The organism is Acinetobacter sp. 797_lipA, from assembly GCF_058243025.1.
In genome coordinates this window covers 1,108,655-1,130,969 of record NZ_JBZAYQ010000001.1, presented here as the reverse complement: position 1 = coordinate 1,130,969, position 22,315 = coordinate 1,108,655, and the positions used below count along the sequence as shown (strand labels likewise).

The following is a 22,315-nucleotide window of genomic DNA, read 5'->3' as shown; positions in this document are numbered from 1 at the left end:
TAGCGAGTTTATTTTGTTTTATTTTGGTCTCTCAAATTTATGAAAACCGCTTCGCGTTTAAGCAGCTATTGGGTTACGTGTGCCGATGGCTTAGAAACCTTACTCCAAGAAGAATTAGAAGGTTTAGGTGTTCAAAACATTGAACGTTTTCCTGGGCGTTTAGTTTTCAAAGGTACACTGGAACATGCCTATCGCATTTGTATGTGGTCGCGTCTTGCGTCGCGTGTACTCACACCAATTCATGTCCATGAGCTGGAATTTAGCCATGACGCACGTGATGTTGCTGAAGAGCTCTACGAAGGTGCAATGAACTTTGATTGGTCGCTGATTTTTGCACCACAAAGCACCTTCGCCGTTCGTTTACATATTGAACGTGAAATTAAGGTGAACAGCCAGTTTGCAACTCTACGTGTAAAAGACGGTATCGTGGATTCATTCATGGAAGCTGTCGGTAAGCGTCCAAGTATTGATATTAAGCAACCTGAAATTACCATTTATGCACTCGCAGGAAAAACTGAACACACCTACTGTTTAGACTTATCTGGTGATTCATTACATAAACGTGGCTACCGTCGTTATATGACCGATGCCCCAATTAAAGAAAACTTAGCCGCTGCGATTTTACAAAAAGCTAAGCTCCTTGCAAAAAGACCCGATATTTTCCTTGACCCAATGTGTGGTTCTGGGACGTTTATTATTGAAGCATTGATGATGCTGACTGACCGCGCACCTGGTTTAGTTCGTCGTTTCGGTTTCAATGGCTGGAATGGCCATGATCATGATCTGTGGATGAGCATTAAAGCAGAAGCTGCTGAACGTCATCAAACAGCCTTGGAACAACCTCTTCCTAAGTTCTACGCATTTGATGCAGACTGGGAAGCAGTAAAAGCCACCAAGCAAAATATTATTGCTGCTGGTTTTGAACGTGTACTTGACCAGATCCAAATCGAAGAACGGACTTTAGCCGACTGGCCGAACTTTGAAGCCGAAGGAAAAACAGCCTTTATTGTGACCAACCCACCTTATGGTGAGCGTTTGGGTGATAAAGCTTCAAACCGTGCTTTATATTTAGGCTTATCTGCTTTGCTGCAAAAGAACTTCCCAAATCAAACTGCAGCGGTCATCGCAGCAGCCGTTGAGCAAGCCGATGTATTGGCGCTGAATGACCCGCAAACCATGCGTTTGATGAATGGTAAACTGCCAATTTACGTGCGTTCAGGTTCAGTTAAACCTGTTGCAGTAGTCAAACCTTTCTTGGAAACTTGGCAGCCACAACAGTTTGACGCGATTGAAGGTGCTGAAGACTTTGCTAACCGTTTACAAAAGAACATGCAGACCTTAAAGAAATGGGCAGTGAAAGAAAACATTCACTGTTTACGTTTATATGATGCCGATCTTCCAGACTTTAACGTTGCAGTCGATTTGTATGGCGAACGCTTACATGTCCAAGAATATGCGCCACCGAAAAAAATCGATCCTGAAAAAGCCAAGAAACGCTTCAATCTTGCTTTACAGGCGATTCGTGCGGTGACAGGTTTAGGCCGTGATGCGATCTTTATCAAAACACGTGCTCGCCAAGAAGGTAAAACTCAATATACCAAGCAAAGTACTGCTTCTAAGCGTTTTATCGTGCAAGAAGGCAAAGCAAAAATCTTAGTGAACTTAACCGATTACTTAGATACTGGCTTGTTCCTCGACCACCGCCAAATCCGTCTACGCATCGCACAAGAAGCGCGTGGTAAGCACTTTTTGAACCTCTATAGCTATACCTCTACAGCCAGCTTACATGCAGCTTTAGGCGGTGCAGCAAGTACCACCAGCGTCGATCTTTCAAATACTTATTTGAACTGGTCTAAAGAGAACTTCGTCTTGAACGGCTTAACGGTCGACCATGCAGATGAACAACATCAGTTCTTTGCCAGCGACTGTTTTGAGTGGTTAAAAGAAGGTCATGAGCAATATGAGCTGATCTTTATTGACCCACCAACCTTCTCAAACTCGAAGAAGTTCTACGGTACCTTTGATGTACAACGCGACCATTTATCATTGCTTAAACGTGCGATGAACCGTTTAACCACGGACGGTACCTTGTACTTCTCGAACAACTACCGTGGTTTTGAAATGGACGAAGAAATTTTAGCGTTCTTTGATGTCGAAGAAATTACCAGTGAAACCATTGGGCCAGATTTCAAGCGCAATCAAAAAATCCATCGTGCGTGGAAAATTACCCATCCAAAAAACTAATGCACTGAAGATGAAATACCCGCTGGCATTTCATCTTCGCTAAATTTTGCATTAGACAATTTTCAGATATAAAAAAGGGACGAAATACGTCCCTTTTATTATGTTAGATCATCATCTTTTACATTATTCTGTCAGGAAATTGGTTTGCCCATATTTATAATCAACTGACATTTTCATGATATTCCCTTCACGCTTCACCTGCCCTGAACTCTGCATCGTTGAAAGCATGCTTTCGATCTCTTGATCAGACATGCTGATGCCCCCTTTTTGCAGATAATTATTCATGATGCGCGAGATCATATTTTTATCAAACTGAATATCTGCTTTGTATTCCATCAAACTTGGCATCATTTTCACCATACTCATCAGCGTCGATTGATGACTCGGCATAATACGCCCCGTCACATTCGCCTGCGCAACACCGTCCCCAATAGCAAATTGGTTCTCTTTGGATTCAAAACGGAAACCTTCATTGATCACTGCCAACAAAGCAAGCTCCATATCTTTTTCCACAGCCTCTTTTGCCAAACAACTGTTTTCACTTTTCGCCAAAATATCAAACAGCGTCTGCAATTTTTGTCGGTTTATATCGAGTACATTAAAATTAAACTGTACGTTTTGAACAGCGGGCGCTGAAGGCATTTTCATTTCATCTAGACGCAATAACATTTCAGTGTTTACAACTCGGTCTGTCAGTTCACTTTGCGTTTCTATACTAAAATTCTTAAGTTCGGCATTGGTAGGTTTATTGATATCTCGATCTGACATTTTCAGTAGATCCATCTTAATTTTGGTTTCACCAGCCTCAAGATATTCACCATTGAGTCCTTGGTTACTTTCTAGCTTTAGCCCCACCATTTGCAAATGTATATTTGGATCGGTGACTGTTAAATTCGGAATTTCAAGCTGTAAATCCAGTATCTTTAACTGTTGTTCGATCGGTTTTGCACGAAACTTTAATGTCATCGGGTCTAATCTAGACTGGAGTTGAGCTTCATTACGGGTAATCACTGGCGTATTCAAGGTACTATTCAAAGTACCCAACCAATTCACTTTGCTTTGTACTTTAAGTGGTTCCTTCAACAAAGACTGAAGTGCGCCGGGTGCTTGCGTAATATTAATATCTGAACGAATCGCATATCCATTCCAACTCCGTTGAATATGATCCTGCCCCTTCAATTGAATCACTTCTTTTGGTTTGCATGGGTCTAGTACTAATTCAGCGGTCCAGTTCGCACTGCCATTTAAAGCCCCCATTTGAAATTGTTGATATTGCAACTTTAAATCATTCGACTGTTTGGTGCTGTGTTGATAATAAGCCTTCAAGCTTTTATCCGCATAAAGATTTCCCCCTACTGCGACCACAGCAAGCGTAAGTACGCCTCCAATACCCCACTTCAATTGAGTCATTTTTTCTATCTCAAGTTGTTTGTTTTTTATTAGAATAAATTATAAAGAGAATCCTTAAATAAAGATAATTGTTTTGCAAATAAATCACTTAGATGTAACACCCATCACATAAATGTGAAAACTTACGTCACATTTTGGCTTAAAAATGTCATCTTTTAACATTTCTATCACGCAATAAAAAACCCAGCCGAAGCTGGGTTTTTTAGTTTAAATGATTAACTCATTTTCACTTTATCAAAGCTCAATTGACCATCATGTGCAGTGATCATAATATTGTCTCCGGCCACATAGTAACCCGACAATATTTTTTGAGCTAAGTTGTTTTCAACCTGTTGCTGGATGGCACGTTTCAATGGGCGTGCACCGTAAACGGGGTCAAAACCAGCGTCAATCAATAAGTCAAAGGCTTGATCATCCACCGTTAAGCGCATATCTTTTTCAACCAAACGATCACGTAAACGATCCAATTGGATATCGGCAATACCACGAATTTGCGCTTTTTTGAGTGAATGGAAGACCACTAACTCATCAATACGGTTGATAAACTCTGGACGGAAATGTTGCGTCACAGCATTCATCACCACTGCTCGAACTTCTTCATCCAAAGGATTATCACCCAACTCACGCACATCACTCGAACCTAAATTCGATGTCATGACGATCACAGTATTTTTAAAGTCAACCACGCGACCTTGCGAATCCGTTAAGCGACCATCATCCAACACTTGGAGCAAGATGTTAAACACATCGGGATGTGCTTTTTCCACTTCATCGAACAGCACGACACTATACGGTTTACGGCGTACAGCTTCAGTTAACACACCACCTTCTTCGTAGCCGACATAACCAGGAGGCGCACCCACCAAACGACTGACAGAGTGTTTTTCCATAAACTCGGACATGTCGATACGAATCATGGCATCGTCACTATCAAACAAGAAGTTTGCCAGTGCTTTGGTCAACTCTGTTTTACCAACACCAGTTGGACCCAAGAATAAAAACGAGCCGCTTGGTCGGTTCGGATCGGACAAGCCCGCACGCGAACGACGAACCGCATTGGATACTGCAACCACAGCATCATCCTGCCCAACGACACGGTTATGTAAGAACTCTTCCATATGGAGAAGTTTCTCACGTTCACCTTGCATCATTTTAGCCACTGGAATGCCCGTAGCAGCACTAACGACTTCTGCAATTTCATTGTCAGTGACTTTGTTACGCAGTAGTTTTGGCTCTTCTTTTTCCTCAACGACTTCTTCTTCATTGAGACGTTTTTCCAACTCTGGAATCACACCATACTGAAGACGCGACATTTCACCTAAGTCGTTTTCACGCTGCGCTTTTTGCAGCGCAATACGCGCCTGATCTAATTCAGCTTGAACTTGTTTGGTACCTTCAACTAAGGTTTTTTCAGCTTTCCAAACTTCTTCTAAATCATTGTATTCGCGCTGAACTTCGCTAATTTGCTTTTCAAGATGAGCGACTTCCGCACGACTACCGGCATCTTCATCCTTTTTCACTGCTTCAAGTTGCAGTTTCAATTGAATCAAACGACGTTCAAGTTTATCCAAAGCTTCTGGCTTAGAGTCCAGCTCCATTTTGATACGAGAAGCCGCTTCATCAATTAAATCAATCGCTTTATCAGGCAATTGACGGTCGGTGATATAACGATGTGACATTTTCGCTGCTGCAATGATGGCAGAGTCTAAAATTTTCACACCATGGTGTACTTCATAGCGCTCTTTCAAACCACGTAAAATCGCAATGGTGTCTTCCACACTTGGTTCATCAACCAACACTTTTTGGAAACGACGCTCTAGTGCAGCATCTTTTTCAATGAATTGGCGATATTCATCTAATGTGGTTGCGCCAACACAGCGTAGCTCACCACGTGCCAGAGCAGGTTTTAGCATATTGCCTGCATCCATCGCACCATCGCCTTTACCTGCGCCTACCAGCGTATGTAATTCGTCGATGAACAAAATGACTTCACCATCCTGTTTAGACAAATCTTTCAGTACTGCTTTTAAGCGCTCTTCAAACTCACCGCGGTATTTGGCACCCGCAAGCAAAGAACCCAAATCTAAGGATAAAACACGTTTACCTTGTAGGCTTTCAGGTACTTCACGGTTAATAATCCGCTGTGCCAAGCCTTCAACAATGGCTGTTTTACCCACCCCTGGTTCACCAATCAACACTGGGTTATTTTTGGTACGACGCGACAAAACTTGAATGGTACGGCGAATTTCATCATCACGCCCAATCACAGGATCTAACTTACCTGCCAGTGCGCGTTCAGTTAAATCAATGGTGTATTTATTCAGAGAATCGCGTTGATCTTCATGATTGTTGCTCATGACTTTCTCATCACCTCGAATTTTTAAAATGACTTTGCGTAAGCTGTCTGCTTGTACGCCCACGCTGTTGAGTAGCGTTTTAGTTGCCCCCACTTCGGCCAAGGCTTGCATCACCCAATCGGTAGACAAAAACTCATCGCCTGCTTTTTGTGCAAAACTATCTGCCAGATTTAGTGCTTTGACTGCCTCTGAACTTAAGTTGACGTCTCCTGTAGGATTTGTCAGTGTTGGTGCATCAGCTAGTGCTTGTTTTAATTTGCTTTGTAAAGCAGGTAAATTGGCACCCGCTTGTTGCAACAAACTCAGATTAGAGGTTTCATCTAACAATGTTGATAAAATATGAATACCTTCAATTGCGGTATGGTCTTTCCCCACTGCAAGTGATTGAGCATCTGAGAGAGCTTGCTGTAAGCGGTTTGTGAATTTTTCAAATCGCATTCTTGTTTTCCTCACAACAAATTTCGAACTTGATGAATATATGGGGACAATTGCTCAAAATTCAATTCAAATTTAATTAATTTTCCTACATTTTAACTTATTTTTCATTAGTTTACCTTAAGAATAAACTCATAAGACTCGATTATAAGATGGGTCTTATCCGCCTTATTTTCAAGCGCCAACCTAGATTATTTATGTATTAAAGACCACGACGGCATATCAATCAGTGATAACCAAAATCATTTGATCAATTATTGATCAAACAAGCAACGCATTTTTCTATTTATTCGTGTGATGAATTGTGTCCCAGTTTACGGAATCAAAACAAAAGCGTGAAGCATGAAAAAGGCCGATCACCAGATCAGCCTCAAATGACTTAAAAGTCAGTGTTTAATTTGCTTCAATAATCTCAAAATCATGGGTGATTTCAACCCCACCATCCATCAACATTTTGCTCGCAGAACAGTACTTTTCTGCCGATAATTCCACGGCTTTTGCGACTTGTTTTTCCTTCACCGCATGACCCGTAATCACAAAATGTAAGTGGATTTTTGTGAACACTGCAGGGATGCTATCTGCCCGCTCTGCCTTGAGTTCACAGCGTACATCGGTAATTTCTTGGCGTGATTTTTTAAGTATGGTCACGATGTCAAAAGAGGCACAACCACCCAGTCCCGTCAGGATTAATTCCATTGGTCTTGGACCACGGTTTTCACCCCCATATTCTGGCGATCCATCCATGATAACACTGTGACCACTTTGAGTTTTTGCTTCGAAAGCAACATTCTCTAACCAATGAACAGTTGTTTGCATTGCAAGTACCTAAAAAAAGCTATAGATTGACGAAGTGACTGTACACTAACATAAATTGAGTTGATAAGGAATTTCAGCTCTGACTGTGTGACAAGTTCACCCTAGGTCTGTGCGATCTATATTTTATCCATTTTCGGAACCGTTAGCATGACTTCAAGCTTTTCACAATTAAGCACTGATGCGCTGTCTCCAGGTCAACTCCCCGAGTCAGTCAAAGCATTATTAAAACGCGCATATATTAATCGTTATCCTAAGCGTACCACCATCGTAGATGCAGGCTCAGAATCTAAATCTTTATATTTGATTTTAAAAGGTTCGGTCTCCATTATTCTGCGTGAAGACGATGAACGTGAAATCGTGGTCGCTTATTTAAATGCGGGTGATTTTTTTGGGGAAATGGGGCTATTCGAAGCAAACTCACAACGCACTGCTGAAGTGCGTACACGTGATGTCTGCGAAATTGCTGAAGTAACTTATGAAAACTTCCATGAACTCAGCAAGCAATACCCTGACCTAAGCTATGCAGTATTTGCACAGCTGGTACGCCGTCTAAAAAATACCACACGTAAAGTGACTGACCTTGCATTTATCGATGTTTCAGGTCGTATTGCACGTTGCCTAATCGACTTATCGTCGCAACCTGAAGCGATGATTTTACCAAATGGCCGCCAAATTCGTATTACGCGTCAAGAGATTGGACGTATTGTCGGTTGTTCACGTGAAATGGTTGGTCGTGTTTTGAAAACACTCGAAGAGCAAGGCATGATCGAAACTGATGGTAAAGCCATCTTAATTTTTGATGCCTCTTTAGAAGAGTCAAAAGCGAATGCTGATGACTATGAAGACGAAGAATAAGACTTTCCTCCATAGCTGATACAGCCAAAAGCAAATCTTAGGATTTGCTTTTTTTTATGTCTTTAAATCTGCTTCTGCTTTGACAAAATCATGACAAACTTTGTAAAAATAGTGATTTAACCTACTGGGCATAACTGTGTAACCTAATTCGACCGAAAAAACGCAGTCCATAAAAGGAAATGTTGAATGCAATTTAAACCCTTAGCCGATACAGGTATTTTGGTTCCTGAAATTTGTCTCGGCACCATGACCTTTGGTGAGCAAAACACTCAAGCTGAAGCCTTTGAGCAACTTGACTATGCTTTGGCGCAAGGCATTAACTTTTGGGACACTGCGGAAATGTACCCTGTTCCTCCAAAACCTGAAACCCAAGGTGCAACCGAAAGTATTATTGGCCAATGGATTGCCCAGCGCGGCGGTCGAGACAAGCTATTTCTAGCCTCTAAAATTGCGGGGCCATCGCAAGGTGGTAGTCATATTCGTGATGGACAGACTCGTTTTAATGCAACCGATATTTCTTCTGCCCTAGATGGCAACCTAAAGCGTTTACAGACCGATTATATTGATTTATATCAGCTACACTGGCCACAGCGCCCAACCAACTTTTTCGGAAAATTAGGCTATGAAAACAGTGAAGCCCATAACACGCAAACCGTGACCTCTTTGCAAGAAACACTACAAGCATTAGAAACAGAGATTCAAAAAGGGCGTATTCGTTATATTGGCTTATCTAATGAGACGCCATGGGGCACTATGAAGTTTCTACAGATTGCAGAACAGCTTGGTCTATCTAAATTTGTCAGTGTGCAAAACCCATATAGCCTATTGAACCGTACTTATGAAATTGGTATGTCGGAAATTGCGAAATATGAAGGCATTGGTTTACTCGCCTATTCCCCACTCGCTTTTGGCTATCTCACAGGTAAATTCCGCAATGGTGCACGCCCAGCCAATGCTCGAGTAACGCTTTTCAGCCGCTTTAGTCGTTATAGCAACCCAGAGAGTGAATGGGCAACAGAACAGTATGCGCAACTGGCTGAACGACATGGTTTAACGCCTACACAACTGGCTTTAGCCTTTATCAAGCAGCAATTTTTTGTGACCAGTACGATTATTGGGGCGACCAACTTAGACCAGTTGAAAGAAAATATTCAAGCTTTTGAGATTGATTTATCCGAAGATGTTTTACAGGGTATTCAAGCTATTCATCAGCAACAACCTAATCCTGCGCCATAGATATTTCTTATATTAGCTGTTCAGGTGAAGCACTACTTCACCTGTCACAAATAATTGATGATTTTCAAAATCATCAACTGATATTAAAAAAGGACGCCTTGGCGTCCTTTTTTATTCAAAACGAATTAACGTCTTTGATTATAAACCGCTTGAGCAGCGGCTAAGTTCTTACGCATTGCTTCAATACGTTGGCTGTTTGACGGGTGCGTCGACAGGAATGAAGAACCGCCTGCTCCATCAAGCTTATTCATTTTTTCCCACAGACTAATTGCAGCTTGAGGGTTATAGCCTGCTTTAGCCATCAACATTAAGCCACCTTGGTCTGCACGACTTTCTAGGCTACGTGAGTAAGGCAAACCAATACCAATTTGACTACCTAGCTGCGCTGCTGCTGAACCCGTTTGACCTACACCTGCTGCACTTAGACCAATTCCCAAGGCCAAATCCGTTAATGCCTGCGCACCAACCTTACTCTTCGAGTGCTCTTCTAAAGCATGCACCATCTCATGTCCCATCACCGCTGCAATTTCAGCATCAGTTAGGTTCAATTTATCTACAATACCTGTGTAGAACACCACCTTACCACCAGGTGCAACATAGGCGTTGACCTGATTTGACTTAAGTACCGCCAACTGCCAGTCAAATTTCGTTCCAGTTTGGTTCATTTGATCGGCATATGGCTTCAAGCGATTGAATACACCATAAATACGCTTATAGGTCGTAGATGAGGTATCTAAGGTCTTTGTGCTTCGCGCTTCATTCACTGTTTTGTTGAAGCCTTGGGTTGCTGCTGCATTTAATGTTGCAGTGTCTGCACCTGCCACTTCCGCAAAAGTTGCACAACCAGAAATGGTAACCACACTTGCTGCACACAAACTCATTAATATTTTATTTTTCATTATTGCTTAACTCCATCCATCTCAAAGCATTTTACATAATGTGCTGAATTATATTGAATAGATTTAAAGTGTTAAATATCATCACCGCGTTTTATCATAGCAATTATGTAAAAATATCTTCACAATTAAGTACAATACGCCAAATTTCAGCGGTAAAGCCTTATCTACACGCCACCTTAAACCTACTTACATAAACTGAATTAAAAGCCAATAAACCAAACACAGGATATTTAAACCCAAATACAGGTGGCTTAAAGGTTCAATTTTTTCCTCAAGGGTCGCACTTTTACGCTTTGCAAACAGAAATGCATTTTGGAGCAGAATGATCGGCACCAAGATACAAGCAATAATCACAGACAATCCAATGAGCGCACTATAAATCACGTCTGGATCGGTGGTTTGCCCTTGAATAATCATCATCGCGATTGTTGGCGCACCACCCATAGCAAAAAGTAGTGAGTAAAAAATAGTTCCCGCGATATTCTTTTGCATCCTGCCTGCTCATCTGTTTATTGTGCATTTTATTCTAACAAGCACTTATACATTATGTCGTGCTTATTCATGCAACTTTAGTCGGGAAAATCATTCAAGCTCAGCAGCTTAAATCAACACTTTTCACGCTCATGTGCAGATCTATCGCGCAAATAAAAAACCCTGTACGAGACAGGGTTTTTGTTCAATGCTTCATCGCTTAAGCGTCAAATGGATGACGTAAAACAATCGTTTCTTCACGGTCTGGACCTGTAGAAATGATATCGATTGGGCATTCGATTAACTGTTCAATGCGTTTTATATAGTTGATCGCTGCTTGTGGCAATTGATCCATTGATTTCGCACCAAACGTAGACTCAGACCAACCTGGCATTGTTTCGTAAATTGGTTTTAAAGTTTCAAATGCAAGCGCATCAGAAGAACCAACACAACCAGAATCTGCTGCTTCGTAACCTACACAGATTTTCACTTCTTCTAAACCATCAAGAACGTCAAGTTTAGTTAAGCAAATACCTGAAAGTGAGTTTACGTCTACAGAACGACGAAGGATTTCAGCATCGAACCAACCACAACGACGTTGACGACCCGTAGAAGCGCCAAATTCAGAACCTACAGTCCCTAAGTGCTTACCAATCGCATCACCTACGTCATTTGCAGCGTCATAAACCAACTCAGTTGGGAACGGACCTGCACCTACACGTGTTGTATATGCTTTGGTAATACCCAATACATAGTCAAGATGTAATGGACCCAAACCAGAACCTGAGCTTACGCCACCAGCAGTCGTATTTGAAGACGTTACATACGGATATGTACCATGGTCAACATCTAGAAGTGAACCTTGAGCACCTTCAAACATGATGTTGTCACCGTTTTTACGGTAATTATGCAGCTCTGTAGTGACATCAATCACAAGTGGTGCAACCACTTCACGCCATTGATCACACAGCGCAAGTACATCTTCTAATTTAACTGCTTCTACGCCGTAGAATTGTGTTAATTGGAAGTTATGGTATTCAAGAAGTTCAGTTAACTGAGCTTTAAGATGCTCGCCACCACGAACCAAATCTGCAACACGAATTGCACGGCGGGCAACTTTGTCTTCATAGGCAGGCCCAATACCACGACCAGTGGTACCAATTTTTGCATTACCACGCTTGATTTCACGCGCTTGGTCAAGTGCAATATGGTTTGGCAAAATCAGTGGACAGTTCGGAGAAATACGTAGACGTTCTTTAACTGGCACGCCTTCTTTTTCAAGAATGCCCATCTCTTTGATGAGCGCTTCAGGAGAAAGCACCACACCATTACCAATTAAGCACAGTACGTTTTCACGTAAAATACCAGATGGAATGAGGTGTAATACAGTTTTCTTACCACCAACGACAAGTGTATGACCTGCGTTATGTCCGCCTTGATAACGAACGACCGCAGCCGCTTGATCTGTGAGCAGGTCGACGATTTTACCTTTACCTTCGTCGCCCCATTGGGTACCGAGTACCACAACATTCTTGCCCATAATAGCCTCATTGCATCATGCTGTTAAAATTGAAGAACTTCTCAGGTTTTAGCTTACCTGAAGAAGTGATTAAATTTGTTCTACAGTCCATTGACCTGCAACATTCACCAACTGGTGCGTTGCATATGGAAGCGTAGTTAAATCATCCTGCCCCAAAAGTTGAATCACACTCATGCCTTGAGCACGCGTGTGTTCAATCGCTTGGATCAAATCTGTTTGGGTACCTTTGGGTGCAACCACAAGACTGTTTTGCTGAAAACGACCTGCACTAAGTGCATATAAGTCACAACTAAAGCCAGTTGCTGGACGTGCACGCCCAAAGTGCTCACCAATCCCGTCATAGCGTCCACCTTGTGCCAATGGCGCAGCACGGTTTGGTGCATAAACGGCATACATTAAGCCCGTATGGTAGTGATATGAGCGCAGCTCAACCACATCAATACCCATCTGAAGATTTGGCCAACGTGCTTGAATCTCAGATTGTGTAGTTTTTAATGCATCAAAAGCGTGCTTGAATTCCGCATCGGCAATGACTTCTGCACTTAAATGCGTTTGCAAGGCATCTAAGTCACTTGCATAACGACCTAAAGTATAAAAGTCAGCACCAAAGTTTAAATCTTGGGTAAATTCAGCCAATTCTGGCAGAGCTTTACGTTGGTATAAATCAGAGAGTTGACGTTCAGTCGCTTTGCTTAAACCCGCAACCTTCACCATACTACGGAATAAGCCCACATGGCCTAAATCCAAATGGATACCGTCTGCAAAACCTGTTTTTTCAAGCAGGCTGATCATCACATCGATCAGCTCAACATCGGCATCGATGCTGTCTGAACCGAATAGCTCAGCACCTAACTGCAAAGGTGTACGCGTGGTATTAAAGCCTTGTGGTTTGGTATGTAGGACTGTTCCTGCATAGCAATAGCGAGCAACGCCTTCAACTGGATGTACATGCGCATCAATACGAGCCACTTGTGGTGTCATATCGGCACGCACACCAAGTAAACGACCAGAAAGCTGATCAATCACTTTAAAAGTGGCTAAGTCTAAATCTTGATTCGATTCTGAAAGAGAAGATAACGATTCGATGTATTCAATGAATGGCGTGTACACCAACTGATAACCTCGAGTTGCGAGGAAATCTAATGCTTGACGACGCAAAGTTTCAATCACTTGCGCCTGTTCTGGTAGTACATCAGCTACACCATCAGGTAATAACCATGTCTCTGAAATGGGCATGTTGTAAACCTAAAATCTTGTCTGCGCGGAACGAATCCGCATAAAAAAATCGGGGCACACCCGATTTCTCTTAGTCTATCACGATACAATGTGCTGTGCATTAGACAATTTCGGAAAATTTAATTTATCGTTTTGATGTCCTCATTAACAACTTTATAAATTCTTACCGATTTTGAGCGAGCTATTCAAAACATGGCTTTAGACAATGCCCAAGTATCAGAATAAATAATATTAACTCATCCTAGTGCTCTGCACAGATTGGAAAAATTCATATAAGACTTTGTTTTATATTTTATTTCCAATTATACCTATGCTTGCACAAAAGGCACATTCTTTTATACTTCAGCTCAATTTAACAGCAACAATAAATACAACGGCGTTATACAGATAACACTTTTAATCACATATTTTTTACTTGGGGAAAATTCGATGGAAATGCATAGCAACTTATATTACAGGCATGCAGATGCTCAAATCATGTCAAAGTTAGACCGATTATTTCAAGAACATCGCGGCGATGCGAGTCAATTTACGGCTTTAGTCTGTGACATCAATCCAGAACATGGTGCTGAACTGGCCGAAGATATTTTAAATACCGTCGATAATATCGAGTTTGACTTAGGTCCTGAATCGCTATACTCCCTCGCGGGTTATTCCATCGCACACTTTGTCCATGGTTCATCAGGTGATGAGTTCATGGAAGCTATTTTATTCTTCCTGAAAGCCTTGCTTCCAGACATCCATGCGCAAGCATGGGGTTGCGGTGATGATGATCCTTGGGAGTTTTGGTTCAAATTTGAAGGTGATGAACTGGTTCGTGAAGATGATGAACCTTTAAATGATCCTGAAGAAGATGAAGAAATTAAAGCCAGTATTTATGCATGGTGGCACGCAGATCTGCCTAAAGAAATTAAAGAAGGCTTTTTAAACGAAGAGTCATAATATCCTAAGTAGCATGACTAGAGTACAAGTCCTATCACTTTGAGTCATGCTGTCACATTCACGGGTAATTTCACTATCAACTTTTGAGCTACCAAATCGACAGTTCTGTGGTTTGTTTGATATTTTGCAATGGAATTTCTGTTTTAATACTTTGTATATTGGGGATTTTATTTAGACGATGGATTTGAAACTGTCGATAGGCGTCTAAGTCTGCAACCACAATACGTAAAAAGAAATCACAATCCCCTGCCATTAAATGACACTCGACCACTTCAGGAACTTCACGAATTGATTCAACAAATTGGTTCACAGTTTGCGGATCCTGACTTTTTAGCCAAATGCGTGCAAACACGGTCAATCGCAGATTCACTTTAACAGGATCAACCAAAGCCACATAAGCCCGAATAATTCCGTCTTCTTCTAGTTGTTTTACTCGTCTTAAACACGGTGAGGCAGACAATCCAATGCGTTGAGCCAGCTCATTATTTTGAAGTTTTCCATCGACTTGTAGCACTTGCAATATACGTTTATCGGTTTGATCCATAAATTTCACCTCCTAAAGCATAATTTTGCTCATATTTAACCAATTACAGCATATTATTCCAAACAAGCCCTATATTAAGCTAAATAAAGCAAAAAATATCTTCGGAAAAAGCCTAAACTTATTCACCTACTGCACCAAAACCTAGCACGCATAGGCGATTTAAAATGTTCTCCCTTAGAAATACGACTCAAGAACTCAATGACTCTACAGATTACGTCGAGTTTAAACGTGGTATTAAAACATCTATCCCCATGCTGCTGGGAATTATTCCTTTTGCTTTGGTCCTAGGAACACAAGCCACTCAAAAAGGCTTTAGCCATTTAGAAGTTCCATTATTTACGGGCCTAAACTTTGCGGGCGGTTCCGAGTTTGCCGTGCTCGAGGTCTGGACCAATCCACCAAATTTTCTCGTTTTAATTTTCATTACGCTCCTAGTCAATAGCCGTCATTTGCTCATGGGTGCAAGTCTCGTGCCCTATTTACGCCATTTGCCCAATCGACAGGTTTTCCCTGCCCTGTTTTTCATGTGTGATGAAAGTTGGGCCGCAGCTCTTGCCGATGCAGAAAAGAAGAAAAGATTTGGGCTACAACAGGCCTTTAGCATGTCCTACTACGCAGGTATCTGTTTTGCCCTGTACTTGATGTGGGTCAGTTTTACCAGCTTAGGTGCCATTCTTGGTCCTTTGCTAGGCGATGTTCACCGTTATGGATTTGATATGGCCTTTGCTGCAGTATTTCTGGTTTTATTGCGTGGCATGTGGAAAGGATTCAGTGCAGCACGGCCTTGGCTTATCAGTCTAATCAGTGCAGCCATTGCTTATTTATATTTACCGACGGGTTGGTATGTGCCTATTGGTGCAATCTGTGGCATCGCCTCTGCTTTTTTATTTATTCAGGAGGATGGGCTATGATCCACAGCACAACACTTATCGCGATTTTATTGGTCGCAGCAACCACTTATCTGACGCGTATATTGGGCTATGTTTTGCTGAAAAATAAAACTTTAAGCAACAAACAACGAAAGATTTTGGAAGTTGTTCCGGGCTGCGTACTTATTTCAGTAATTGCACCTTATTTTGTCAAAGACAATGTCGCAGACCTACTCGCCATTGCCATCACTCTAATTGCAGCTTCACGCTTTTCACTCTTACCCACCGTTGTGATTAGTATGCTGAGCGCGGCATTATTACGTACCGTGCTCATCTAAACTTAATTTTTAGCGTTCTGGTTGTACGGCTTTAGCAAGAATATTCACCAACTCAGCGTTTTGTAGCTCAACTTTTTGCAACTTAGACGTGGTCTGCTCGATCACTTCCTGTTGCACATGCATCTTTTTTGCAAGATCTTGCATAATTTCCAAGGTCTTTTTTAAATTTTCTTCAAGATGATGTACTTTTTCTTGCAGTTGATTTTGCTCTACGCTTGGATCGGTTTTATCTGCCTGATTTTTAAATTGAAACCAAATTAAAAATACGACAGCGACCGCCAACAGCAAAATAAATCCCCAAATTAAGATCAACATAAACACCACTCTACATTATTTTCGTTTATGAATTCATGATAACCACAAGTCTGTATTCGGTCTATGCCTATCATCTTGTTTTCAGAGTAAAAGATGCCTAAAAATAAAGATCTTTAGGTGGTTGACGCACTAAAAGATTCACACAAATCTAATAAGCGGTTTGCATAGCCCCATTCATTGTCATACCACGCAAAGACTTTGGCTTGATGCCCCACCACCATGGTTTGCGTTAAATCAACAATGAGTGAATAGGGTGAATGGTTAAAATCTGAAGACACCAAAGGTTCATCCGTCACATCCATAATTTCACGGTAGTCTGACTTCGCCGCTTGAATCAGCACTTCATTAATTTTATGGTCGGTAATTGGTGTTTGCGAAATAAAAGTTAAATCAATTGCAGCCACGTTAATGGTTGGCACACGAATCGAATAACCATCAATACGATCAGCCATCTTAGGCATCACTTGTTTTAAAGCACCAAGGGCTGACGATGTCGTTGGGATAATGTTTTGACCTGAAGCACGGGCACGCCTTAGGTCACGATGCGCATGATCCAATACAGACTGATCGGCAGTCACTGCATGAATTTCGGTCATGAGTGCAGTATCAATCCCAAAAGCATCATCAATGATTTTAACCAAAGGCACTAAGGCCTGTGTGGTACATGACACACTGGAAATGATTTGGTCATTGGCTTTCACCTCATGGTGATTCACCCCATACACAATTGCGGCATCAACCGAATCAAAAGGTGCCGCGCCAATAATAACCCGCTTTGCACCTGCACTGATATGCCCTGTTGCTGCTTCACGCGAGCGAAATAAACCTGTGCACTCTAGAACCACGTCTACATGGAGACTTGCCCAAGGTAAATCTTGTGGGTTTGCCTGACACAATACTTCAACTTTGAGCTGCGCTTGATCTTTAGAAAGATGTAAATAAATCCTTTCATTTTCATAACTTAAATCGACTTTTCCGGGAAAGCGCCCATGCGTGGTGTCATATTTAAATAAATGCAATAAGGTTTCTACATCTGCTACATCATTCACCGCGACGATTTCAAACTGAAAGTTCTTTGGATTTTCAAACCAAGCACGTAGTACATTACGTCCGATCCGACCAAATCCATTTATCGCCACTCGTTGCATGACTTGCCCTTATTTATAAAATGATGAAAGATAAAGCAGGCCTATATTAATGGATTTATACAGATTTGGTTAAGCTTTCTTTTTCTATCATCTATCAGTGAAGATGATGAATATGAACCCTTAAGTCATAAATTGACCAGCCTGACCACCTCGCACTAATCAACTCATTTCCACGAAATGATATAAATATCCAACAATAACAAGCAAAATCTTAGAACTATCGAATACATAGAAATATCATCAATTCGCCTTAAAGTGATTGGTGCAACATCCTTTTTCCGTTATAATTTGGCGTTTTAAAATTTTTAAGCCAGTATCTGAAGTCAGCATATTTAGAATAAGACTTTCTTCAGCTACTATTAGCCAAATCGAAATTATGGAGTGACTTGGTTGTGAGTACTCGTTTTATGACATCAGCTGAAATTCGCGAAGCTTTTTTAAGCTACTTTGAATCGCAAGGGCATACACGTGTCGCGTCGAGTTCTCTAGTTCCCGCCAACGACCCTACTTTGTTGTTTACCAACGCGGGTATGAACCAATTTAAAGATTGTTTCTTAGGCCTAGAAAAACGTGATTATGTACGTGCAGTGTCTTCACAAAAGTGTGTCCGCGCAGGTGGTAAACACAACGACTTAGACAATGTCGGTTATACCGCACGTCACCATACCTTCTTTGAAATGTTAGGTAACTTCTCATTTGGCGACTACTTCAAACGTGATGCAATCAAATTTGCATGGGATTTTCTCACTGGTGAAGCTTGGTTAGCACTGCCTAAAGACAAACTCTATGCAACGGTTTACCACACTGACGACGAAGCATTTGACATCTGGAACAAAGAAATTGGTTTAGATGCATCTCGTATTATTCGTATTGGCGACAACAAAGGCGGCCAATACGCATCAGATAACTTCTGGGCAATGGGTGATACAGGTCCTTGTGGTCCATGTTCTGAAATTTTCTTTGACCATGGCGACCATATTTGGGGTGGCTTACCAGGCACACCTGAAGAAGATGGCGACCGTTTCATTGAAATCTGGAACAACGTCTTCATGCAGTTCAACCGCACTGCAGATGGCGTATTACACCCTCTTCCGGCGCCTTCTGTTGATACAGGCATGGGCTTAGAGCGTATTTCTGCTGTTTTACAACACGTTAACTCAAACTACGAAATTGACCTGTTCCAACACTTACTCAAAGCAGCCGCGGAAATTATTGGTTTAGATACCGCTGCACTTGAAGCAGAAGCTAGCGAAAAAGGTACACCTGTTCAATATCCTGCATCACTTAAAGTGGTTGCGGATCACGCACGTTCATGTTCATTCCTGATTGCTGATGGTGTAAACCCATCAAATGAAGGCCGTGGTTATGTACTACGTCGTATTATCCGTCGTGCAGTACGTCATGGTAACAAACTGGGTGCGACAGGCTCATTCTTCCATAAAATGTTGCAACCTTTAATTGAAGTGATGGGTCAAGCTTACCCAGAACTTGAAGCACAAAAAGTACGTATTGAAGCGCAATTGCTGAAAGAAGAAGAACAGTTTGCTAAAACTCTAGAGCAAGGTTTGAAATTGCTTGAAGGTGAATTGGCTCAACTGAAAGGTTCTGTGATTCCAGGTGAAGTGGTGTTTAAACTGTATGATACGTATGGTTTCCCAACTGACCTAACTGCTGACATTGCACGTGAACGTGATTTAACCATTGATGAAGCCGGCTTTGAAGTTGAAATGGCTGCGCAACGTCAACGTGCACGCGATGCAGGTAAATTCGCAATTGACTACAACTCTGTTGTTAAAGTTGAAGGCGAAACTCAGTTTAACGGCTATGACGCAACGGTTGGTGAAGGTCAAATTGTCGCGATCTATAAAGATGGCGAACAAGTTGATGAAGTGGTTGAAGGTGACGAAGCCCTCATCGTACTGAACCAAACCCCGTTCTATGCAGAAAGCGGTGGTCAAATTGGTGACACGGGTATTTTCAAAAACGACACAGGTATTTTTGAAGTCCAAGACACCAAGAAATCGGGCGGCGCTTTTGTCCACCAAGGTATCGTGACTGTAGGTAGTATTAAGGTTGCTCAAAATGTTGAAGCGACAGTCAAAGCAGATATCCGCGCTGCAACTGCACGTAACCACTCTGCAACTCACCTGTTGCATGCTGCACTACGTCAAATTTTAGGTGAACACGTACAACAAAAAGGTTCATTGGTTGCTTCAGACATCTTACGTTTTGACTTTGCCAATGATCAGCCAGTTTCATTTGAACAACTTCAAGAAATTGAACGTTTAGTGAATGCCGAAGTGATTGCAAACAGCGCTGTGACCACTGAACTTCTTGACATCGAATCTGCGAAAGCAAAAGGTGCGATGATGCTGTTCGCTGAAAAATATGGCGATGAAGTTCGTGTCCTTTCAATGGGTTCAATCATTGAAGAGAAGAACTTCTCAATCGAGCTATGTGGTGGTATTCACGTTAAACGCACAGGCGACATTGGCTTGTTTAAAATCACTTCTGAAGGTGGTGTAGCTGCGGGTGTACGTCGTATTGAAGCGGTAACGGGTACCAAAGCCATTGAAGTTACTCAAAAAGCTGACCGTGATATCAATACCATCAATGGTTTATTGAAAGCTCAAAAAGACCAAACTTTAGAAAAAGTTGAAGCCTTAGTCGACACAGCATCAAGCTTGCAAAAACAGATTGAGCAACTCAATCAAAAACTTGCCAGCTTCCAAGCCACTGAACTGCTTAGTCAAGTTCAAACGCTTGCGGGTCGTCAGACGCTGATCACTACTGTTCAAAACATGGATGCGAAATCACTTCGCAACCTACATGACGGTGTGAAATCAAAATTAGAAAATGCAGTCATCGTACTTGCTGGTGTTGAAGGTGACAAAGTTAGCCTGATCGCATCTGTAGCAAAAGACTTTACTGCTTCTATTAAAGCAGGTGACATCATCAAACATCTAGCAACTGAGCTTGGTGGTAAAGGTGGTGGCAAACCTGACTTAGCACAAGGTGGCGCGCCACTAAACGAGAAGTTTGCAACAGTGATGGCAGATTTAACTGCTTGGCTTGAAGCGAAATAAAACTTCACCTTTTGTGTAACTGACCCTGAATGATGCATTCAGGGTCATGGTTTATATGGAACAACTATGGCATTAATCGTTCAAAAATATGGCGGTACCTCTATGGGTACTCCAGAGCGCATTTTAAATGTTGCTCGTCGTGTAAAGCGTTGGCATGACCACGGCCACAAGGTTGTAGTGGTTGTATCAGCAATGAGTGGCGAAACCAATCGTCTGCTTGCTTTAGCGAAAGCCATTACCGAAACCCCTGACCCACGAGAATTAGACCAAATGGTTTCTACGGGTGAACAGGTAACGATTTCAATGTTAGCAATGGCGCTCAATTCTATTGGCGTCGAAGCTAAGTCACTTACAGGTCGCCAAGTCGGTATCAAGACGGACAATGCGTTTACCAAAGCACGTATCGAGTCAATTGATACCGATACCATGACTGCGCATTTAGATGCTGGTCGTGTGATCGTGGTTGCTGGTTTCCAAGGCTTCGATGCCGATGGCAACACCACCACCCTCGGCCGTGGCGGTTCAGATACTTCGGGTGTAGCACTTGCTGCGGCATTAAAAGCAGATGAATGCCAAATCTATACAGATGTAGATGGCGTTTATACCACTGACCCACGCGTTGCACCAAAAGCGAAAAAAGTAGACCGTATTTCATTTGAAGAAATGCTGGAAATGGCATCACTTGGTTCTAAAGTTCTACAAATTCGTTCGGTTGAATTTGCAGGAAAATACCAAGTGCCTTTACGCGTATTATCAAGTTTTGATAATGACGATGATGGCGCATTCGACGAAGACTTTAAAAAGAACGTCGGAACACTAATCACCACTGAGGCGGAAGACAACATGGAACAACCAATTATCTCTGGTATCGCATTTAACCGTGACGAAGCTAAACTTACGATTCTAGGTGTTCCTGATGAACCAGGTATTGCATCTAAAATTTTATCGCCAATTGGTAATGCCAACATTGAAGTGGATATGATTATCCAAAATGTTGAAGAAGATGGTACAACTGACTTCACCTTCACGGTAAACCGCGGCGAACTTGCAAAAGCAACAAAAATTCTTCAAGAAACTGCTCAAGCTATTGGTGCACGCGAAGTTGCTACACGTGATGACATTGTGAAAGTGTCAATTGTAGGTGTGGGTATGCGTTCACACGCAGGTGTTGCAAGTAAAATGTTTACTGCTCTGGCTGATGAAGGCATCAACATTTTGATGATCTCAACTTCAGAAATCAAAATTTCTGTGATTATTGAAGAAAACTACCTAGAACTTGCTGTACGTTCTCTACACACTGCTTTCGGTTTAGACCGTGAACATGGTGAATCAAGCGCACGTGCTTAAGCAATCTTGCGAAAAACTTGTCATTGTCTGACAGTTTTTGCAAAAGACTACAAAAATCAGGGGCCACTATAGTTTTTTCTATAGTGGCTCTGTTATATTAAGCCCGAGGCTTTCTTAAATTTAGATGAATGTTATACCTAATGTCACTAGATATCTAAAAATTCAAGTGTCATGCGGTTGTATTAAACATTTGTTTAAATTTTTTTAAATACAAAAAATTATGTATT

18 protein-coding genes are annotated in these 22,315 nt (G+C 41.8%); 8 read left to right on the top strand and 10 right to left on the bottom strand.

Annotation, left to right across the window (positions count from 1 at the left end; translation table 11 throughout):
- Positions 1-39 precede the first annotated feature (39 nt).
- On the top strand, positions 40-2,244 hold the full coding sequence (gene rlmKL, locus AC4CU2_RS05485) for a bifunctional 23S rRNA (guanine(2069)-N(7))-methyltransferase RlmK/23S rRNA (guanine(2445)-N(2))-methyltransferase RlmL (protein ID WP_490768399.1): 2,205 nt from the start codon (positions 40-42) through the stop codon (positions 2,242-2,244).
- Positions 2,245-2,367: 123 nt separating this feature from the next.
- On the opposite strand, the gene AC4CU2_RS05480 is transcribed toward rlmKL, so the two are convergent.
- The 3 genes from AC4CU2_RS05480 to AC4CU2_RS05470 form a co-directional block, all read right to left on the bottom strand.
- The gene (locus AC4CU2_RS05480) at positions 2,368-3,654 is read right to left on the bottom strand and encodes a DUF945 family protein (protein ID WP_490768398.1); all 1,287 of its coding nucleotides are present in this window, start codon (positions 3,652-3,654) and stop codon (positions 2,368-2,370) included.
- A gap of 215 nt (positions 3,655-3,869) precedes the next feature.
- A complete protein-coding gene (clpB, locus tag AC4CU2_RS05475) occupies positions 3,870-6,449 on the bottom strand; it encodes an ATP-dependent chaperone ClpB (RefSeq protein WP_419282436.1) in 2,580 nt (859 codons plus the stop codon).
- A gap of 390 nt (positions 6,450-6,839) precedes the next feature.
- Positions 6,840-7,262 carry an OsmC family protein gene (locus tag AC4CU2_RS05470; RefSeq protein ID WP_004982311.1) on the bottom strand — a complete coding sequence of 141 codons (423 nt, stop codon included), beginning with the start codon at positions 7,260-7,262 and terminating at the stop codon, positions 6,840-6,842.
- A 147-nt stretch (positions 7,263-7,409) separates the two neighbouring features.
- On the opposite strand from AC4CU2_RS05470, the gene crp reads away from it, so the two are divergent.
- On the top strand, positions 7,410-8,117 hold the full coding sequence (crp, locus tag AC4CU2_RS05465; protein ID WP_004696183.1) for a cAMP-activated global transcriptional regulator CRP: 708 nt from the start codon (positions 7,410-7,412) through the stop codon (positions 8,115-8,117).
- Between the two features lie 186 nt (positions 8,118-8,303).
- On the top strand, positions 8,304-9,353 hold the full coding sequence (locus AC4CU2_RS05460; RefSeq protein WP_078388958.1) for an NADP(H)-dependent aldo-keto reductase: 1,050 nt from the start codon (positions 8,304-8,306) through the stop codon (positions 9,351-9,353).
- Positions 9,354-9,478: 125 nt separating this feature from the next.
- Here the strand turns inward: AC4CU2_RS05460 and AC4CU2_RS05455 are convergent, their stop codons facing one another.
- From AC4CU2_RS05455 to AC4CU2_RS05440, 4 genes are all read right to left on the bottom strand, one after another.
- On the bottom strand, positions 9,479-10,252 hold the full coding sequence (locus tag AC4CU2_RS05455) for a M48 family metallopeptidase (protein WP_004982314.1): 774 nt from the start codon (positions 10,250-10,252) through the stop codon (positions 9,479-9,481).
- 186 nt (positions 10,253-10,438) lie between these two features.
- Positions 10,439-10,744, bottom strand: a complete 306-nt coding sequence (locus AC4CU2_RS05450; RefSeq protein WP_004696180.1) for a hypothetical protein — start codon at positions 10,742-10,744, stop codon at positions 10,439-10,441.
- Between the two features lie 199 nt (positions 10,745-10,943).
- A complete protein-coding gene (locus tag AC4CU2_RS05445; RefSeq protein ID WP_490768397.1) occupies positions 10,944-12,263 on the bottom strand; it encodes an adenylosuccinate synthase in 1,320 nt (439 codons plus the stop codon).
- Between the two features lie 69 nt (positions 12,264-12,332).
- Positions 12,333-13,499 (bottom strand): ATP phosphoribosyltransferase regulatory subunit, encoded by a 1,167-nt coding sequence (locus AC4CU2_RS05440; protein ID WP_490768396.1) that lies wholly within the window; start codon positions 13,497-13,499, stop codon positions 12,333-12,335.
- Between the two features lie 429 nt (positions 13,500-13,928).
- Between AC4CU2_RS05440 and AC4CU2_RS05435 the strand changes: the two genes are divergently transcribed.
- Positions 13,929-14,441, top strand: coding sequence for a hypothetical protein (locus AC4CU2_RS05435; protein ID WP_114836828.1), 513 nt, complete (start codon positions 13,929-13,931; stop codon positions 14,439-14,441).
- An 88-nt stretch (positions 14,442-14,529) separates the two neighbouring features.
- Here the strand turns inward: AC4CU2_RS05435 and AC4CU2_RS05430 are convergent, their stop codons facing one another.
- Positions 14,530-14,985 carry an Lrp/AsnC family transcriptional regulator gene (locus AC4CU2_RS05430; protein WP_490768395.1) on the bottom strand — a complete coding sequence of 152 codons (456 nt, stop codon included), beginning with the start codon at positions 14,983-14,985 and terminating at the stop codon, positions 14,530-14,532.
- A 164-nt stretch (positions 14,986-15,149) separates the two neighbouring features.
- On the opposite strand from AC4CU2_RS05430, the gene AC4CU2_RS05425 reads away from it, so the two are divergent.
- Together AC4CU2_RS05425 and AC4CU2_RS05420 are read left to right on the top strand one after the other, a co-directional pair.
- Complete coding sequence (locus AC4CU2_RS05425) at positions 15,150-15,896, top strand: AzlC family ABC transporter permease (protein ID WP_490768394.1); 747 nt, start codon at positions 15,150-15,152, stop codon at positions 15,894-15,896.
- Positions 15,893-16,192: an AzlD family protein gene (locus AC4CU2_RS05420; RefSeq protein ID WP_005400577.1), complete on the top strand. Its 300-nt coding sequence runs from the start codon at positions 15,893-15,895 to the stop codon at positions 16,190-16,192. The genes AC4CU2_RS05425 and AC4CU2_RS05420 overlap by 4 nt, the downstream gene beginning before the upstream one ends.
- 9 nt (positions 16,193-16,201) lie before the next feature.
- Here the strand turns inward: AC4CU2_RS05420 and AC4CU2_RS05415 are convergent, their stop codons facing one another.
- Together AC4CU2_RS05415 and AC4CU2_RS05410 are read right to left on the bottom strand one after the other, a co-directional pair.
- Positions 16,202-16,507 (bottom strand): hypothetical protein, encoded by a 306-nt coding sequence (locus tag AC4CU2_RS05415; RefSeq protein ID WP_004696167.1) that lies wholly within the window; start codon positions 16,505-16,507, stop codon positions 16,202-16,204.
- A gap of 113 nt (positions 16,508-16,620) precedes the next feature.
- Complete coding sequence (locus AC4CU2_RS05410; protein ID WP_005400575.1) at positions 16,621-17,655, bottom strand: type I glyceraldehyde-3-phosphate dehydrogenase; 1,035 nt, start codon at positions 17,653-17,655, stop codon at positions 16,621-16,623.
- Positions 17,656-18,047: 392 nt separating this feature from the next.
- Between AC4CU2_RS05410 and alaS the strand changes: the two genes are divergently transcribed.
- Together alaS and AC4CU2_RS05400 are read left to right on the top strand one after the other, a co-directional pair.
- Positions 18,048-20,741 carry an alanine--tRNA ligase gene (alaS, locus tag AC4CU2_RS05405; protein ID WP_490768393.1) on the top strand — a complete coding sequence of 898 codons (2,694 nt, stop codon included), beginning with the start codon at positions 18,048-18,050 and terminating at the stop codon, positions 20,739-20,741.
- 66 nt (positions 20,742-20,807) lie between these two features.
- A complete protein-coding gene (locus AC4CU2_RS05400; RefSeq protein ID WP_010327134.1) occupies positions 20,808-22,088 on the top strand; it encodes an aspartate kinase in 1,281 nt (426 codons plus the stop codon).
- Positions 22,089-22,315 lie beyond the last annotated feature (227 nt).

What these genes read in the sequence shown, in the direction of transcription:
- AC4CU2_RS05415 (WP_004696167.1), bottom strand. Translation starts at nt 16,507, where the DNA reads ATGTTGATCTTAATTTGGGGATTTATTTTGCTGTTGGCGGTCGCTGTC.
- crp (WP_004696183.1), top strand. Translation starts at nt 7,410, where the DNA reads ATGACTTCAAGCTTTTCACAATTAAGCACTGATGCGCTGTCTCCAGGT.
- AC4CU2_RS05445 (WP_490768397.1), bottom strand. Translation starts at nt 12,263, where the DNA reads ATGGGCAAGAATGTTGTGGTACTCGGTACCCAATGGGGCGACGAAGGT.
- AC4CU2_RS05455 (WP_004982314.1), bottom strand. Translation starts at nt 10,252, where the DNA reads ATGAAAAATAAAATATTAATGAGTTTGTGTGCAGCAAGTGTGGTTACC.
- AC4CU2_RS05430 (WP_490768395.1), bottom strand. Translation starts at nt 14,985, where the DNA reads ATGGATCAAACCGATAAACGTATATTGCAAGTGCTACAAGTCGATGGA.
- AC4CU2_RS05440 (WP_490768396.1), bottom strand. Translation starts at nt 13,499, where the DNA reads ATGCCCATTTCAGAGACATGGTTATTACCTGATGGTGTAGCTGATGTA.
- AC4CU2_RS05470 (WP_004982311.1), bottom strand. Translation starts at nt 7,262, where the DNA reads ATGCAAACAACTGTTCATTGGTTAGAGAATGTTGCTTTCGAAGCAAAA.
- AC4CU2_RS05450 (WP_004696180.1), bottom strand. Translation starts at nt 10,744, where the DNA reads ATGCAAAAGAATATCGCGGGAACTATTTTTTACTCACTACTTTTTGCT.
- AC4CU2_RS05410 (WP_005400575.1), bottom strand. Translation starts at nt 17,655, where the DNA reads ATGCAACGAGTGGCGATAAATGGATTTGGTCGGATCGGACGTAATGTA.
- clpB (WP_419282436.1), bottom strand. Translation starts at nt 6,449, where the DNA reads ATGCGATTTGAAAAATTCACAAACCGCTTACAGCAAGCTCTCTCAGAT.
- AC4CU2_RS05420 (WP_005400577.1), top strand. Translation starts at nt 15,893, where the DNA reads ATGATCCACAGCACAACACTTATCGCGATTTTATTGGTCGCAGCAACC.
- AC4CU2_RS05400 (WP_010327134.1), top strand. Translation starts at nt 20,808, where the DNA reads ATGGCATTAATCGTTCAAAAATATGGCGGTACCTCTATGGGTACTCCA.
- AC4CU2_RS05480 (WP_490768398.1), bottom strand. Translation starts at nt 3,654, where the DNA reads ATGACTCAATTGAAGTGGGGTATTGGAGGCGTACTTACGCTTGCTGTG.
- rlmKL (WP_490768399.1), top strand. Translation starts at nt 40, where the DNA reads ATGAAAACCGCTTCGCGTTTAAGCAGCTATTGGGTTACGTGTGCCGAT.
- AC4CU2_RS05425 (WP_490768394.1), top strand. Translation starts at nt 15,150, where the DNA reads ATGTTCTCCCTTAGAAATACGACTCAAGAACTCAATGACTCTACAGAT.
- AC4CU2_RS05435 (WP_114836828.1), top strand. Translation starts at nt 13,929, where the DNA reads ATGGAAATGCATAGCAACTTATATTACAGGCATGCAGATGCTCAAATC.
- AC4CU2_RS05460 (WP_078388958.1), top strand. Translation starts at nt 8,304, where the DNA reads ATGCAATTTAAACCCTTAGCCGATACAGGTATTTTGGTTCCTGAAATT.